At 68.3% G+C, this 15,611-nt stretch carries 9 protein-coding genes and 1 tRNA gene; 7 read left to right on the forward strand and 3 right to left on the reverse strand.

The features are described from left to right. Positions 1–12 precede the first annotated feature (12 nt). The 3 genes from ABD355_RS39975 (at position 13) to ABD355_RS39985 (ending at position 8,941) form a co-directional block, all read left to right on the forward strand. Positions 13–6,111, forward strand: coding sequence for a LamG-like jellyroll fold domain-containing protein (locus tag ABD355_RS39975; protein ID WP_344406072.1), 6,099 nt, complete (start codon positions 13–15; stop codon positions 6,109–6,111). 257 nt (positions 6,112–6,368) lie between these two features. After that, complete coding sequence (locus tag ABD355_RS39980) at positions 6,369–7,844, forward strand: FG-GAP-like repeat-containing protein (protein WP_344406073.1); 1,476 nt, start codon at positions 6,369–6,371, stop codon at positions 7,842–7,844. A gap of 191 nt (positions 7,845–8,035) precedes the next feature. Beyond that, positions 8,036–8,941, forward strand: a complete 906-nt coding sequence (locus tag ABD355_RS39985; protein ID WP_344406075.1) for a Yip1 family protein — start codon at positions 8,036–8,038, stop codon at positions 8,939–8,941. Positions 8,942–9,050: 109 nt separating this feature from the next. Here the strand turns inward: ABD355_RS39985 and ABD355_RS39990 are convergent, their stop codons facing one another. Genes ABD355_RS39990 through dcd form a run of 3 tightly spaced genes read right to left on the reverse strand, consistent with a single transcriptional unit; the run spans position 9,051 to position 10,596 of the window. After that, positions 9,051–9,464, reverse strand: a complete 414-nt coding sequence (locus ABD355_RS39990) for a VOC family protein (protein WP_344406076.1) — start codon at positions 9,462–9,464, stop codon at positions 9,051–9,053. Positions 9,465–9,496: 32 nt separating this feature from the next. Next, on the reverse strand, positions 9,497–10,006 hold the full coding sequence (locus ABD355_RS39995) for a phosphoribosyltransferase (protein WP_425585844.1): 510 nt from the start codon (positions 10,004–10,006) through the stop codon (positions 9,497–9,499). A gap of 14 nt (positions 10,007–10,020) precedes the next feature. Further along, positions 10,021–10,596, reverse strand: a complete 576-nt coding sequence (dcd, locus tag ABD355_RS40000; RefSeq protein WP_123966424.1) for a dCTP deaminase — start codon at positions 10,594–10,596, stop codon at positions 10,021–10,023. A 513-nt stretch (positions 10,597–11,109) separates the two neighbouring features. On the opposite strand from dcd, the gene ABD355_RS40005 reads away from it, so the two are divergent. The 4 genes from ABD355_RS40005 to ABD355_RS40020 all read left to right on the forward strand — a co-directional run bounded on the left by ABD355_RS40005 (position 11,110) and on the right by ABD355_RS40020 (position 15,537). Then, a tRNA-Gly gene (locus ABD355_RS40005) sits at positions 11,110–11,183 on the forward strand. Positions 11,184–11,736: 553 nt separating this feature from the next. Beyond that, the gene (locus ABD355_RS40010) at positions 11,737–12,285 is read left to right on the forward strand and encodes a hypothetical protein (RefSeq protein ID WP_344406079.1); all 549 of its coding nucleotides are present in this window, start codon (positions 11,737–11,739) and stop codon (positions 12,283–12,285) included. Between the two features lie 304 nt (positions 12,286–12,589). After that, the gene (locus ABD355_RS40015) at positions 12,590–14,782 is read left to right on the forward strand and encodes a hypothetical protein (RefSeq protein WP_344406080.1); all 2,193 of its coding nucleotides are present in this window, start codon (positions 12,590–12,592) and stop codon (positions 14,780–14,782) included. After that, positions 14,779–15,537 carry a hypothetical protein gene (locus ABD355_RS40020; protein WP_344406081.1) on the forward strand — a complete coding sequence of 253 codons (759 nt, stop codon included), beginning with the start codon at positions 14,779–14,781 and terminating at the stop codon, positions 15,535–15,537. The genes ABD355_RS40015 and ABD355_RS40020 overlap by 4 nt, the downstream gene beginning before the upstream one ends. Positions 15,538–15,611: the final 74 nt, after the last annotated feature.

The following is a 15,611-nucleotide window of genomic DNA, read 5'->3' on the forward strand; positions in this document are numbered from 1 at the left end:
AGGTCCAGACCCGTGGCCGTCGCCGTCGTCGCGGCCCTGGCCGCCGGGTCGCTCAGTGCGACGGTGCCCGCCCACGCGGCGCCCACCGCGCCCACCCGGCCGTCCCACCCGAGCACCCACCGGCCCGCCGTGCGGCGTCTGAACGCCACCGAGTCGGCGTCCGCCCGGGCCAAGGCCACCGGCAAGCCGGTGACGGTCGATCAACTCACCGACACCGGCACGGTGGTGGTGGCCAATCCGAACGGCACCTTCACCCGCACCGACTCCTCGATGCCACAGCGCACCCGGCAGCACGGTAAATGGGTGCCGATCGACACCACGCTGGTGCGGCAGGCGGACGGAACCTGGGCGCCCCGGGCCGCCGTCACCGGAGTGGCGTTCTCGGGCGGCGGCCCGGGCGCGCTGGTCACGATGCGGAGCGGCACGGACCGGCTGGGGTTCTCGTGGCCCGGCACCCTGCCCCGGCCGGTCATCTCCGGTGACACGGCCACGTATCCCGACGTACTGCCCCAGGTGGACCTGCAACTGACCGCGGACGCCTCCGGCTACTCCTCGATGCTCGTGGTCAAGTCCCCGAAGGCGGCGGCCGATCCCCGTCTGACGAGCCTCGCGTTCGGCACCACGTCGGCCAACCTCGAACTGGCCGCCACCCGCGACGGCGGTGCGCAGGCCAAGGACAAGCGCACGGGCGAGACGGTGTTCCACAGCGACACCGCGCTGATGTGGGACAGCGCCGGCCGCAAGACCGGCGCCTCCCCCCTGGCCCGCACGAGCACCGACACCGCCGCACGGGCCGAGCACACAGCGGCCGCCGAGGTCGGCAAGCATCGCGCCCAGGTCCGGGTGACCCTCCAGCACGGCAAGCAACTGCTCGGCCTGGACAGGAAGTTGCTCACCGCCAAAAGCACCGACTACCCGGTCTACGTGGACCCGGAGTGGAGCGGCAGGCCCTCCCAGCTGGACTGGGCACGGATCTCCGACAACGGATGGAACGTCTACAACTCGACGTCCACCTCGGGGTCGACCAACGCCCGCGAGGGCTGGGACAACTCCACCCCCGGCAACGGCGAACGGGCCCGCACGTACTACCAGATGAACACCAGCGGCATCAAAGGCGCCGTGGTCACGCACGCCTCGCTGTATGTGAAGCAGCTCTCCGCCGCCTCCTGCTCGGACACCCCGGCCGCCGTCTACGGCACCGACCGTCCCGCCGGCTGGAGCTCCTCCTCCCTGTACTGGGGCCACGAGCCCGGTGGGCGTACGGGCTCGCTGGGCACCAACCCCAAGAGCCACGAGGCCGGCACCTGCCCGGTCACCGACGGCGCCAACTCCTGGGTCAGCCCGCCGTCACTGGAGTTCGACGTGACCTCCCGCGCGCAGAGCGCGGCGGCCGGCGGCTGGAAGAGCATGACGCTGATGGTCCAGTCGCCCGACATGAACGACGCCACGCAGTGGAAGCAGCTCGCCTACGGCGGCGGCGCCACCATGTCGGTCACCTACAGCTACCGTCCCAAGCTCAAGAACGGCACCGGCACACCCGCCATCAAGCCGTCCACCGTGAGCATGGGCAAGACGATGACCACCACCCACACCCCGACGCTCTCGGCGCGGGCGGTCGACCCGGACCTGGCCGGCGGAAGCGAACTGGTGCGCATCGACTACAACGTCTTCGACTCCTCGGGCACCCTGGTCCACCAGGGCTTCGGGCCCAGTACGGACTCCAAGAAGCGGGCCCGCTACAACACCAACGGCAGCGACTGGACCACCCCGAGCCTGCCGGACGGCACCTACACCTGGAAGGCCACCGCGCAGAACGCGGCCGGTTACTGGGCCGGGACCGGCTCCGGTGTCTGGACCAAGACGCAGACCTTCACGGTGGACACCAGCGCGCCCCCGGCCCCGACCGTGACCTCCAGTCAGTTCCCGGCCAAGCAGATCGGCGCCGCCTTCGGCGACAAGGGCACGTTCACGCTCGGCAACAACCACACCAACAACATCACCGGCTATCTGTTCGCCCTGGACGGCACGCTCGGCAACACGGTCTACAGCAGCACCGTCACGCACTGGACCACCAGCACGAAGATCGCGCCGGGCAAGGTCTACTACGTCACCTCCGACAACGGCCCCGGCACCGGCACCTCGGTTGTCAACGGCAGCGCCTCCCCCGCCTTCGCCCCCGGCACGGCGGGCCCGCACACGCTGTACGCCAAGGCCGTCGACCAGGCCGGTTCGACGTCCCTCTCCCAGACGAGCTACGCCTTCTACGCCGGCACGAGCACCCCGACGTACGCCTACGGCGACAAGATGATCAGCGGCTGGACGGCGACCAACACCGACGGCACGACCACCGTCGTACCCAAGGCGACCACCACGTCCAAGGGTGGCCAGCTGATCAGCCAACCCGCCTACAGCGGCTACCAGTTCGCCGACGGCTACCAGGCCATGCTCGCCAACAAGACCACCACCTCGAAGGTGGCCGGCGGTGACAGCGCCACCTTCTCCTTCGACATCCCCAAGGACGGCCCCTGGAGCTTCGGGGTCAATCTGACCAAGGGCAAGGACTACGGCATCTACGGCCTGGTCCTGGATGCGGGCAAGCCCACCCAGGCCACACTGATCAGCGGCCTCGACGCCTACAACTCCTACACCACCACCCGCTTCGTCAACCTCGGCATCCCCAAGGACGCCAACGGCCAACTCCTCACCCTCAAACAGGGCGTTCACACGCTGACCCTCACCCTGACCGGCAAGAACCCCGCCTCGACGGGCTACCAGGCCGGCATCGACGTGCTGCGCCTCGCTCCCGCGCTGACCTGCGCGATCAACAGCACCGGCAGCTGCCTGAACAACACCGCCACCAGCACCTTCACCACCACGACCAGCACCGCCGACGCCGACGGCTCAGGCAACAGCATCAACTCCGCCGATCTCACCGGCACATCCGGCTGGCAGAGCGGCAAGTCGGTGACCGTCGACGGGGCGAGCATCGCGCTGCCGAAGTTCGGCACGGGCACCTACGACAACATGCTGGCCTCCGGACAGACGGTCACCGTGCCGGGCAGCGGCGTGGTGAACACCGGCGGCTCCGTGGTCTTCCTCGTCTTCGCCACCGGCGGCGCGGCCAAGGGAGCCACCGGCTCCATCACCTACGCCAAGAACAACTGCATCGACCCGGCCAATCCGGTCGACCAGTCGTACACGCTGGACACCGTGCCCGACTGGATCACCGGGCCCTCTTCCGCGGCCTCGCTGACCCTGGTCCACGAGAACCACAGCAACAACACCCAGACCAGCCCGGCTTCCGGCCCGAAGATCTACGCGGTGAGCGTCCCGCTGCAGTGCCCCGGCTCGGTCGTCAGCAGCATCTCCCTGCCGCTGTTCACCAACGGCGTCCAGGCCGGCCAGCCCACGCTGCACGTCCTGGGCATGGGGCTGCGTCCGGTGACCGTCACCGGCAGCGGAGCGAACGCCCAGCACTGGGTCGGCACCTGGTCCTCCGTCCAGGACACCGCCAAGGTGCAGCTGTCCGGTGGCAGCACAGCTTCCGTCAGCGGGCAGACGCTGCGCATCCCGGCCCACGTCAGCATCGGCACCGACGCCGGCAACGGCGTGCGCATCCACCTGTCCAACGCCCTCGGCGCCGGCCCGGTGACTTTCGACGCCGCCTCCGTCGCCCTGCAGGACGGCACGGCGGGCGGCGCCACGGCGGCCGCGGCCCCACTGCCGCTGACCTTCGGCGCCCCCACCACCACCGCCGTCACCATTCCGGCGGGCGGCGACGTCACCAGCGACCCGGTGACGCTGGCGGTGACGCAGCAGGCGACCGTCCTGGTCAGCCTTCAGGTCCACGGCTCCGTCTCCGCCATGCCGGGCCACGCCGCGGCCCAGACCCCCGTGTGGGTCAGCGACGCGGCCAACCGCACCGGTGACACCGCGGCCACCAGGTTCACGCAGACGACGTACACCGGTCTGCCCTACCTGGCCGGAATCGACGTCACCACTCCCGTCTCCGCCCCCACCGGCTCGCTGGTCCTCTACGGCGACCAGAGCGTCAACGCCGACACCGCGAGCGGCGACGGGCGGCACCACCTGAGCGACGCCATCACCAACGCCATCGTCGGCGACCCCAACGGGGACGACACCGTCGACTACGGCATCCTCAACGCCGGCACCAACAGCAACAGCCTGAACAACAACCTGCTGCCGCAGGGCACCTACAGCGACAACCCGAACAACGCCCTCAACCCGGTGGACCGCAATGTGCTGGCCCAGGGCAACGTGCGCACCGTACTCGTCTCCACCGGCGCCGCCGACCTGCTCAACTGCACCGGCACGGCCGACAGCTGCGCCACCGGCGTCGAGAAGGGACTGGCCGCGCTCAACAGCGAGTTGAGCGCGTACAACACCGACGACGGACAGACCTTCGTCAACGGGCAGCCGGTCACCCAGAACTCCAACATCACCGTCTACCTCACCACCATCCCGCCGTTCACCGCCGCCCACGCGGGCACGGCGACCCAGGAGGCCGCACGTGAGCAGGTGAACGGCTATCTGCTCGACAACTTCCCGAGCCAGGTCATCGACTTCGCCGCGGCGGTCTCCACCGACGGCACGGCCACCTCGTCGACCGTGAAGGCGGCGGACCTCTCCACCGGCAACCCGTCGAACGCGTACTACGACGACCTCGCCGCCCGCTACCTCAACGACACCAACACCCAGGTCGTCGGCATCGCGCCGAACGTGATCGTTCCGGAGGCCACCGGCAGCGACACCCCCGACAACGAGTGGGAGCTGGCCACCGACGGCACGGACGCACGCGGCGACAACCCGTTCACCGCGGTCGGCGGCGCGACCTTCGGCTCGACCGGACCCGACGCGGTCAACGCCCCGGCCACCGCCACGCACTTCGACGGCAGCACCGGATTCCTGGAGAGCGACCACACCGCCGTCAACACCCTCACCGACTACACCGTCTCCGCGTGGGTGAAGCTCGACTCGGCGGACAACCCGGCCACCGCCATCTGTGAGGGCACCAGCCAGCACCAGGCGTTCTACATCGGATACGACCGGGGCAACAAGGGCTGGATGTTCCAGACCACGACCACCAACGACGACAGCGCCGGCTTCCCCACCGCGGAAGGAGACTCGGGCACCGGCGTCGTCGGCACCTGGACCCATCTCCTGGTCACCTACACCGCCCCCGTCGAAGGAGACGACGGCACGGGCACGATGTCGATCTACCAGAACGGCACCCTGATGGGGACCGCCACCAACCCGACCCCGCAGTACGACTCCTCCATGCCGCTGACCGTCGGCGGCTGCGTCAACAGCCCCGACGCGACCTCGCCGTACAACGCCTTCCCCGGCTCGGTCTCCGACGTGCGGGTCTATCCGTACGCGATGACCGCGAGCGACGCGGGCGCGAACAGCGTGATCGTCCCGGCCGGCTGGGACAAGGGCATGCCCGAGGACGAGTGGAAGCTGGCCGCGGACGGAACCGACAGCGCCTCCCTCAACCCGCTCACCGCCACCGGCGGCGCCGTCTACGGCACGGACGCGCCGAGCGGGCTGTCCGGCAGCGTCGCCTTCGACGGCAGCACCGGCTTCCTCAAGAGCAGACAGAGCGCGGTGAACACACTCGGTGACTACACCGTCTCCGCGTGGGTGAAGATCAACTCAGCGCTGGGAACCGCCGCCCTCTGCCAGGGCACCACCACACACCAGGCCTTCTACCTCGCCTACGACAAGAGCAACCAGGGCTGGATGTTCCAGACCACCACCAGCAACGATCCGAGCTCCGACTTCCCCACCGCGGAAGGAGACACGGGCACCGGCGCCGTCGGCGTCTGGACCCACCTGGTCGCCACGTACCGGGCACCGGTCGCCGGAGACTCCAGCACCGGCACGATGGCCCTGTACCAGAACGGCACCCTGATGGGCACGGCCACCAACCTCAGCCCCCAGTACGACTCCTCCCTGCCCCTGACCATCGGCGGCTGCGTCAACAGCGCCGCGGCCACGACCCCGTACCTGGCCTTCCCCGGCTCGGTCGCCGACGTCCACGTCTACCCGCGGACCCTGACGGCGACGGAGGTCGGCGCACTGCACTGACCCCGCGTCAACCCCGGTGCCCCGCCGCTCCACAAGGAGCGGCGGGGCACACTCGCATCCACCACAGTCACAGCAGCCACAGCGGCCTCAAAGTTTTACCGAACTCACGTACAACCCTTACGGCGCGATGCGGGTCTCCTGATCGCCGACCGACCCATGAACCCGAGGACGACTCCCGGCGAACCCGGGTCGGCTCGCACCCCACCGACTGCGGATGCCCGCCAGGCATCCCCCGCATGCCGCAGGAGAAGACCCGCATGCACAAGCCTCTGCGACTCGCCCTCGCGTCGGCCACCGCCGTCGCTCTGACGGGCGGTCTGCTCACGTTCTCGGCCGTGAACGCCACGGCCGCGGACTCCACCCACGTCCCGCAGGCCGACTTCAACGGCGACGGGATCGGCGACGTGGCCTTCTCGGCCGCCGGCGCCTATGTCAGCGGGCACAAGACCGCAGGCCAGGTGGTCGTCCTCTACGGCACCGCCACCGGCGTCTCCTCCGCCAGGCGTTCCACGATCAGCCAGGACACCGCGGGCAACCCCGGCACCGCCGAGGCCGGCGACGCCTTCGGCTCGGAGACCGCGTACGCCGACTTCAACGGCGACGGCTACGACGACCTCGCGGTCGGTTCGCCCGGCGAGGACGTCGGCAGTGACGTCGACGGCGGCGGACTGGTGATCCTGTGGGGCTCGGCCTCGGGCATCACCGGCAAGGGCACCGGCATCGCCGACCCGGCCCCCTCCAGCCACGACTACTGGGGCAAGAACCTCGCCGCCGGCGACTTCGACGGCGACGGCAAGGCCGACCTGGCCGTCGGCAGCTCCGCCTCCACCATCTATGTCTACAAGGGCGGCTTCACCACTTCCGGCAACCCGGGCGGCCGCTACACCATCAAGCCCCCCATCCAGTCGGGCGGCGACGCGAACGGCCCGCTCAATCTGACCGCCGGTGACGTCAACGGCGACAAGCGCACCGACCTGGTCGTCGACGGCTACGAGACCCAGACCGAGTACGGCTGGAACCGCAACTACTACATCCCCGGCACCGCGAGCGGTCTGAGCGTCGCCTCCGCCCAGGCCCTCAAGCCCGGCGTGATCACCGCGATCGGCGACATCAACGCCGACGGCTACGGCGACATCGTCAGCGGCGCCTACTGGGACGCCACCACCGGCGACGGCACGACGATCCCGGACTCCGGCAAGGGCGGCAAGGTCTGGGTCACCTACGGCTCCGGCGGCGGGCCCGGCAACTCCACCGGCATCACCCAGGACACCGGCAACGTCCCCGGAGGCGCCGAGAACAAGGACTGGTTCGGCTCCGAGCTGGACCTCGGCGACATCAACGGCGACGGCTTCCTCGACCTCGCGATCGGCGTCCCCGGCGAGGACCTCGGCGGCGCCGCCGACACCGGCACGGTCACCGTCCTGTACGGCACCTCGACCGGCCTGAACACCGCCTCCGGCGCCCAGGGCTTCGCCCAGAGCACCCCGGGCGTGCCCGGCAGCGACGAGAAGGGCGACGAGTTCGGCCTCGACGTCAAGCTCGACGACGTCACCGGCGACGGCAGGGCCGACCTGCTCGTGGGCTCGTACGAGAACGACGGCAACGGCGCGGTCACTTATCTGCCCTCGAACGGCACCGTGATCACCGCCACCGGCTCGCGCGTGATCTCGCCGAGCACCTCGGGCGTCTCGACGACGGGAACGCCGGCCTTCGGCGCCAACTTCGCGGACTGACCCGCCCCGGACGGGAGCCGGGCCCTCACCCTCGGGCCCGGCTCCTCCCCGCACGGCCAGGCCGGATGGCGTAGGGCTTCCCTAGGGGTTCCTTTACCGTCCCCTTAAGGGATGTCACAGCTCGGCAGCAAAGCCGGGCCCAAACGCCGGGCCCGCCACGTCACTCTCCGGGACCAGGTACGTTCGAAGACGTGGCTGGATTCAGGATCGGACGCGGAGCCCGGAACAACGGCGCTCCGCAAACGCGACCGCAACAACCCCCGTACGGACAGCAGGCGCCGCAGGGCCGCCCGTCGTACGGCGGGCCCCCGGCGCCGCAGCCCCACCCCGGGCAGCAGCAGTACGGGAACGGCGGCGGCCAGTGGCCGCAGGGCAACGGCGGCGGGTACGGCGAGCCCGAGTACTTCGGCGACGGCGGCGCCTACGCCCCGCAGGGCGGCCCGGACCCGTACGCGGCCAACAACCCGGGCCACACCCAGGCGTTCACGGTCGGCGAGGACCCGTACAACCAGGGCGGCACCTACCGAGCGGGCTCGGCGCCGGCGGCCCCCATAGGCCCCCGCCTGCACTGGAAGGACCTGCTGAGGGGCATCGTCTTCTCCCCCGCCCAGACCTTCCTCCAGATGCGCGACTACACGATGTGGGGCCCGGCCCTCGTCGTGACCTTCCTCTACGGCCTCCTCGCGGTCTTCGGCTTCGACGGCGCACGCTCGGACGCGATCAACGCCACCCTGGCCAACGCGGTGCCCATCGTCCTGACGACGGCCGTCGCACTGGTCCTCTCGTCCTTCATCCTGGGCGTGGTCACCCACACCCTGGCCCGCCAGCTCGGCGGCGACGGCGCCTGGCAGCCCACCGTCGGCCTCTCCATGCTGATCATGTCCCTGACCGATGCGCCGCGTCTGGTCTTCGCCATGTTCTTCGGCGGCAACGCGACCTTCGTGCAGGCCCTGGGCTGGGCGACCTGGGTCGCGGCGGGCGCGCTGCTGACGATGATGGTCAGCCGCTCCCACGACCTGCCCTGGCCGAAGGCCCTGGGCGCCTCGGCGATCCAGCTGATCGCCCTGCTGTCGATCGTGAAGCTGGGCACGTTCTGACCCGCCTCCTACGGCACAAAGGGCTCCCTGCTCACGGCCGGGAGCCCTTTTGCTACGGCGGTCAGGTGGCTACCGGACGTCCACGAAGTCGCCGGTGGTGCAGGTGCTGCTAATCAGTCGCGCCGGGCCAGGTCGGGCCCTGGTCGGTCCAGATGACGCCCTTGTTGCGGCACAGGCAGAAGGGGTGGCCGAACGGGTCGGTGTAGACCTGCCAGCCGTAGCCGTCGGGACCGATGAAGTCCTGCCTCAGCGTCGCGCCGAGGCCGAGGACGCGGCGCTGCTCGGACTCGATCTCGTCCACTTCGAAGTCGAGGTGGAACTGCTTGGGGTGCTCACTGTCGGGCCACTGCGGAGCGCGGTAGTCGTCCACCCGGATGAATGCCAGTTCGATCTCGCCGAACCGGATGCCGGCCCAGTGCTCCGAGCTGCCTTCCTTGATCGGACGACCCGTCACCTCGGAGTAGAAAGCCGCCAGCTTCATCGTGTCCGGGCAGTCGATGATGAAATCGGTGAGTCGCAGCATCCCGCGATCCTGGCACAAGCTCACACCCGACGTCAGAGCGCTTCCTTGGACGGCGTGACCGGCTCCCCCGACTTACGCACCACGGGCAGGACACTCCACGGGAAGTTGATCCAGTCGTCGGTCCGCTTCCACACGTATTCGCACTTCACCAGCGACTGCGACTTCTCGTAGACGACGGCGGAGCGGACCTCGGCGACGGTGTCGAGACAGAAGTCGCGTACCAGCTTCAGCGTCTTGCCCGTGTCGGCGACGTCGTCGGTGATGAGCACCTTCTTGTCGGAGAAGTCGATGACGTTGGGAACGGGTGCGAGCATGACGGGCATGTCGAGGGTGGTGCCCACGCCCGTGTAGAACTCGACGTTCACCAGGTGGATGTTCTTGCAGTCGAGGGCGTAGGCGAGCCCACCGGCGACGAACACACCGCCGCGGGCGATGCTGAGCACGATGTCCGGCTCGTACCCATCGTCGGCGATGGCCTGCGCGAGCTCGCGCACGGCGTGCCCGAAGGCCTCGTAGGTCAGGTTCTCCCGCACACCGCTCACCGCGCTCGCTCCGCTCACACCTGGGTCCGGTGGAAGTTGAGGTAGGACCGGGAGGCGGTGGGACCGCGCTGCCCCTGGTACCGGGAGCCGTACCGCTCGCTCCCGTACGGGAACTCGGCCGGCGAGCTCAGCCGGAACATGCACAACTGGCCGATCTTCATGCCCGGCCACAGCTTGATGGGCAGAGTGGCGAGGTTGGAGAGCTCCAGCGTCACGTGCCCGGAGAAGCCGGGGTCGATGAACCCGGCGGTGGAGTGGGTGACCAGGCCCAGCCGCCCGAGGGAGCTCTTCCCTTCGAGCCGCGAGGCAAGATCGTCGGGAAGCGTGATGACCTCGTACGTGCTGGCGAGGACGAACTCCCCGGGGTGCAGGATGAACGGCTCGTCGCCCTCGGGCTCCACCAGCCGCGTCAGATCGGCCTGCTCGACGGAGGGGTCGATGTGCGGGTAGCGGTGGTTCTCGAACACCCGGAAGAACCGGTCCAGCCGCACGTCGACACTCGAGGGCTGCACCATGGATTTGTCGTAGGGATCGATCACCACCCGCCCGGCGTCGATCTCGGCCCGGATGTCCTTGTCTGAGAGAAGCACGCCCTGAGGATACGCAAGGCGCGCGGACCGGCCACAATCCAGCCACCCGCGCGCCCGCTACCGCTCTGCCCCGCCCCTGTTACTTCTGCCTCTCCAGACTGACCGGCACCACACTGCGGAGCCGGGCACACCGTGGGCACCGGAGGAGCCTGCCGGGGCCGAGCCGCTCGGCCTGCTGCATCGGGAACGAAGCGGTGCTGAACACGTGCCCATCGGCACAACGGACGACGGTGCGCTCCATCAAGTCCAAGAGTCCCTTCCCCAAGAGCCGCGTCCGGCTACTGATCACCTGACGACAAATGCCACATTACGGGATCAAAGGAACGACTCTCCAGGGGGCTCTCCGACCTCCCCCGGCCCCTCACCCACCCCTCCACCGTACGCCCCAACTCCGGCCCCCCGCAGCCTCATCGCCCCCCGAAACGCACACGGGCCCCACGGCTTCAGCGCCGGGGGCCGGGGATGAGGTAAGGTGACGATGCGTTCGGACACCGACTCCGGTCGGCGTCTTACGCGGGTGTAGTTTAATGGTAGAACATCAGCTTCCCAAGCTGAGAGCGCGAGTTCGATTCTCGTCACCCGCTCCATGATGAAACCCCAGGTCAGTGGCCTGGGGTTTGTTTGTTGTCTAGACCAATTTGGGGGTGGCGTGCCCTCTGCGTGCCCTAAGTGGCACGAACGCGCCCCCAGGGCGGGCCCCGGAGGCCCTTTCCTGGCAGAGTGTCAGCAATTTGTCTTGAATGGCGCGACGCATTTCTTGCGGCCTGCGCCACTATCCGGACTTTGCAATTGAAGTGGCATACGCAAAGCGTCAGTTCCGTAGCTCGGGCGACCGGCCATCCAACGCACCCGTTTCGGCCGCACCCCCCTGCCAACAACGGCGAGCCTCCCCGGGAGGTGCTGGCAGTCACACTCCGGCTACCGGAGCAACCAACAGTGAACAAAGAGGCAGGTTGCGACACATTCAACCGTTGAATCCGGAACTTACGACACAACGGGTCCCCGGATTGCGGACTGAAAGTTCATTTCGCGCCATCTCCGGTCAATAGCCGACTTTGTCGCCCACGCCCATCGCATCCTGTAGGTGAATGCATGCGCACCGTGACGTACCGGTGTGACAGGGCGACACAGGGGGCTGCAATGAGTGATGCGTTGGCATTTCCCGCATTGGCCGCGTCGGCTCTCACCCAGGCCATGGGGTTCCTCTACCGCCGTGCCGAGGTTGTTCTCGACTGCCGTGCGCAGCGCAGTGAGGCAAGTGAGCCGCTCCCGCCGGAGGAGGTCCCGGAAGTGGTGGTCGGAGATCCTGGCCACGCACTGGACTTCGACCCGGACGAGGTGACTGACGAGCGGGCGGAACGGCTGGAGACGTTGATGGAGGTGCTCGGGTTGTACGCCGAGAACGAGCACCTGGTCCAGGAGCAGGAAGAGCGGTTGCGCCGCACGCTGGGCAGGCTGCGCACCCTCCTTGAAGACGTGTACGGACGTCGCATCACTTTCGTCGGCGAAGAGCAGCGGCCCACAAGCGGTATGCGCATCGTCAACAGGGCCCGAGACGTACACGGCGTCTCGCGCGCGTTGAAAGCGCGCCGGGTATCCAGCGACGCGAACCCCGACATCCTCCACACGGCAGAGGTCGTCCATCCGGGGGGAGAAATGACCAGCGTCGAGGTCGACGACCTTCTCTGATCACGCATTTCACACGTCGCTGCCTACGTGGCGATCTCAAGCCGCACGATCACCAACGGGGAGAACGAACATGGAATCCGTCGTGCCCGGAAATCCTTTCGACCGCGCCAATGCCAGCCGCACCGGAGACGGAGACCGAGTCGACCGCTCCAACAGAGCCTCTTACGGATCATGGGACGAGCAAGCCGGACGGGACGATGCCGACGACGGCGCGAACACCGACTCACAGTTACGAAACGGACTTGAAGACCAGCGGTCCGGCGAAAACTTGGACGGCCCTCCTTCCGAAGCCCGAGCGAATGGTATGGCTGCCCGCACCGGGCCGGGCAACCATGACGATGATGCCGGCGTACTTGAGGCCCAGCGGGTGCTGCGGGCGGCGGTCGCAGAGCTGCGGCAGGAGGCCCTGTTCAACTTCGGTGAGATGACGGCGGTGAAGCTCACTGCGGTCCTGGGCCAGTTGCTGGAGCACTCGGAGCTGCCCCGCCGCTACCTGGAGACCGTCCGCGCAGTGTTCGCCGAGCCGGTCGGTTACCAGACGGCGTACAAAGCGCTTGAGGAGCCGGGCGCAGTGCTGGTCTTACCCCGGGAGCCGGGTGCGGGCCGGACGTTCACCGCCCACGCCCTCCTGGCTGATCTGCATCTGCGTACCGGGGCTCGAGTGGGGCCCTTGAGTTTCGGCGGCACCGCACGGTTTCCCCTGCGGCGTCTCCCTCGTGAGCAGAACGCCGGCTACTTGCTGGATCTCCCGGCCGACGAGGACGACACCGTGGCGGTCAGCAGCGACTTCGGGGCGCTGCTCCACGACATCCAGCAGTCGTTGAAGAACCGCTCCTCGCGGCTGATCGTCCTGACCACACAGGAGCAGTGGCAGCGCATCAGCGGGGGCGCCCCGAGAGGAGTTGTTCCCGAACTGGGCAAGCCGGACCCCGTGAAGGTGGCTCGTGCCTGGCTCTCGGCCGAGGCGCCCGGGTTCGACACCACGCGCTGGCTCACCGACGGGCGCATTCGGGAACTGCTGGCCGGACAGCCACCCGCCGACGTTCTCCAGACCGTCGGCCTCATCCTCAAGGCCGAGCAGACCAAACACATCCACTTGGCGGAGCAGTCCGCGGCCAAGGAGCAGGTCGAAGCAGACCCGGACGGCTTCAACGCCAGGGTGCTGAGTGTCGTCAAGGCACGCACCGACTGGCGAGAGGAATTGCTCAAGTGGCACAAGAAGCCGGGCAGGACCGACTTCCAGAGGAACTTCCTGCTGGTCGCCGCCCTCTTCCGGAGCGCGACCGTCGCGCATGTGTACGTGAAGACAGCTGAGCTCTGCGGCCACTTCAAGACGCCGGTCTCACTGAAAGGACAGGTCGCGCCAGGCGTCGTCGAGCTGGTGGACGAGATCGAGGCCGCACTCCACCCGACGGACGACACCCTCGATTTCGGGCGACCAGGATGGGACGACGCCGTCCTCAGCTACTTCTGGATCGACCGACCAGCAGCCCGGAAGACCTTCCTGGCATGGATGGCCGACGTACCGACGACCAAGACGAAAAACACCAATGAGTTCCTGGAGTCGTTCACGACGGACGACCGGCTGCTCCTGGCGAACCGGGTCGGCGCTTTCGCTGTGCGCTGGGCCACGCGCCACAGGAAACCAGCTCCCCTTGAAAGGATCATCTCAGCCTGGCAGCGGGAACCAGTCCTGTGGAAGGCAGCCACGGATCTGATATCCGCTGCCGCCCTTCATCCGACCATGGGGCGGTTCATCCACGAGCTGCTGTTGCGCTGGTCCAAGAACAGGGAGGACGCGGCACTGCCGAGACTGGCCGTCGATGTGTGTGCCGGCGAGTTCGGTCGCCGCTACACCACCAAGGCGCTGCTGCGCCTGGGATACGCAGCAGGCTCGGAGGACGGCAGAGTGCAGAAGTCGCTGCATGCCGCGGTCCGCACCATCTGGGCTGACCCCACTGCCCGCGAGGCCCTGTTCAACTCAATCATCGACTGGTGCGCTCCCGGCGCGGACCGTCTCATCTCGGGCCGCCGCTCCTTCGCGGCCTTGGCCACTCTGACGGCCGACCAAGACTGCGAAACCGTCCCCGAACCGGTACTGCTCCAGAGCGGTGGCGAGGAGGACGAGTTCCGCCCCGCTCTCAAAGACCTGTGTATCGGCTGGAGTGCGTTGCTGACCTCCACGGACGACGACACGGAGCCTGCGGAAGCGCTCCGCCTCTGGATGGACGCCGCCCACCAGCATCCGAGCCTGCGCCCCCTGGTATTCAGCGTCTTCAGGGGAGCCCTGACCACATCAGACCCGGACCTTGCCCGCAGACTCCGGAACCGCCTGAACGACCTGCTGTACGCCTGGCAGCCCTATCCGGCACCAGACGCCGACGCCACACGCGTACAGCTCCGACATGAACTGGCCGACCTCCTCTTCCATGACCGGAGCCGGGCCGTCGCCAGGTACCACCCTCGTGTCGTCGGCCGTTCCACGGAGACCGCGTGAGACCGCTGATGCGCAAAGGCTCCTCGCGCAGTGAGGGCATCGCGCAGGCCAACTGGGTGCGAGAATTCCGCGACCTCCTCGACAGCAACGAACCCGGCCTCACGTTCGACGCCACCATCCGAGTCGAGTGGCGACGCCAGGAAGACGGGCCGGGCAGCACCACGGCCTACGAAGATGCCGGACGGGCAGTACGGCGCGTCGCGGAGAGTTTTGCTTCCCAGCGCAGTGTCTTGCGCTGGGAAGCTACGGAACAGGACATCAACCACGAACTCAGGCGCCTCCTTCCGTGGTGCACCGACAGCATCGAGATCCTGTGGGCGCAGGTCACCCTCCGTGTCGACGATCACGCTCGAACCATCGCTGAGCGCCTCGCTCAACTCCGGCGTGAGGAGACACTGGAAGAACTCGCACGCCAGCAAACTTCAGCACGTATCCGGTTCATGCAGGACGAAATTCTGCGGACCCCGGCCACGGCCCGCCTGTACCTGTTGCTGGAGCAGACCGCGCACCACGGGTACCTGCCGCCGGGCGTCGATGCCGATCAGATCGTGCGGGACGTACAGCAGTGGCACCCGCAAACGCAGTGGGTGGCCGTAGCTCAAATCTTGCATACGTTCCTGAGCAAGCTGAGCGACAAGGACGCAGGCGACCTCCTGCGCACCCTGCACGCGCTGTTCCTGGAGTACGGGGAAAAGGAACTCGCCGCACAACTGCCCACGGAGCCGGGCCAGCGGAGCTCGGAGCGGCCGGAGTGAGCCGGGGAAGGGAGATCCGGCTGACCATACTCCGCGTGCTCCTGTCCCCCCGTACCAGCTGGCATGCCCGCCGG

The sequence above is a fragment of the Streptomyces longisporus genome, from assembly GCF_039532765.1.
Classification (GTDB): domain Bacteria; phylum Actinomycetota; class Actinomycetes; order Streptomycetales; family Streptomycetaceae; genus Streptomyces; species Streptomyces longisporus.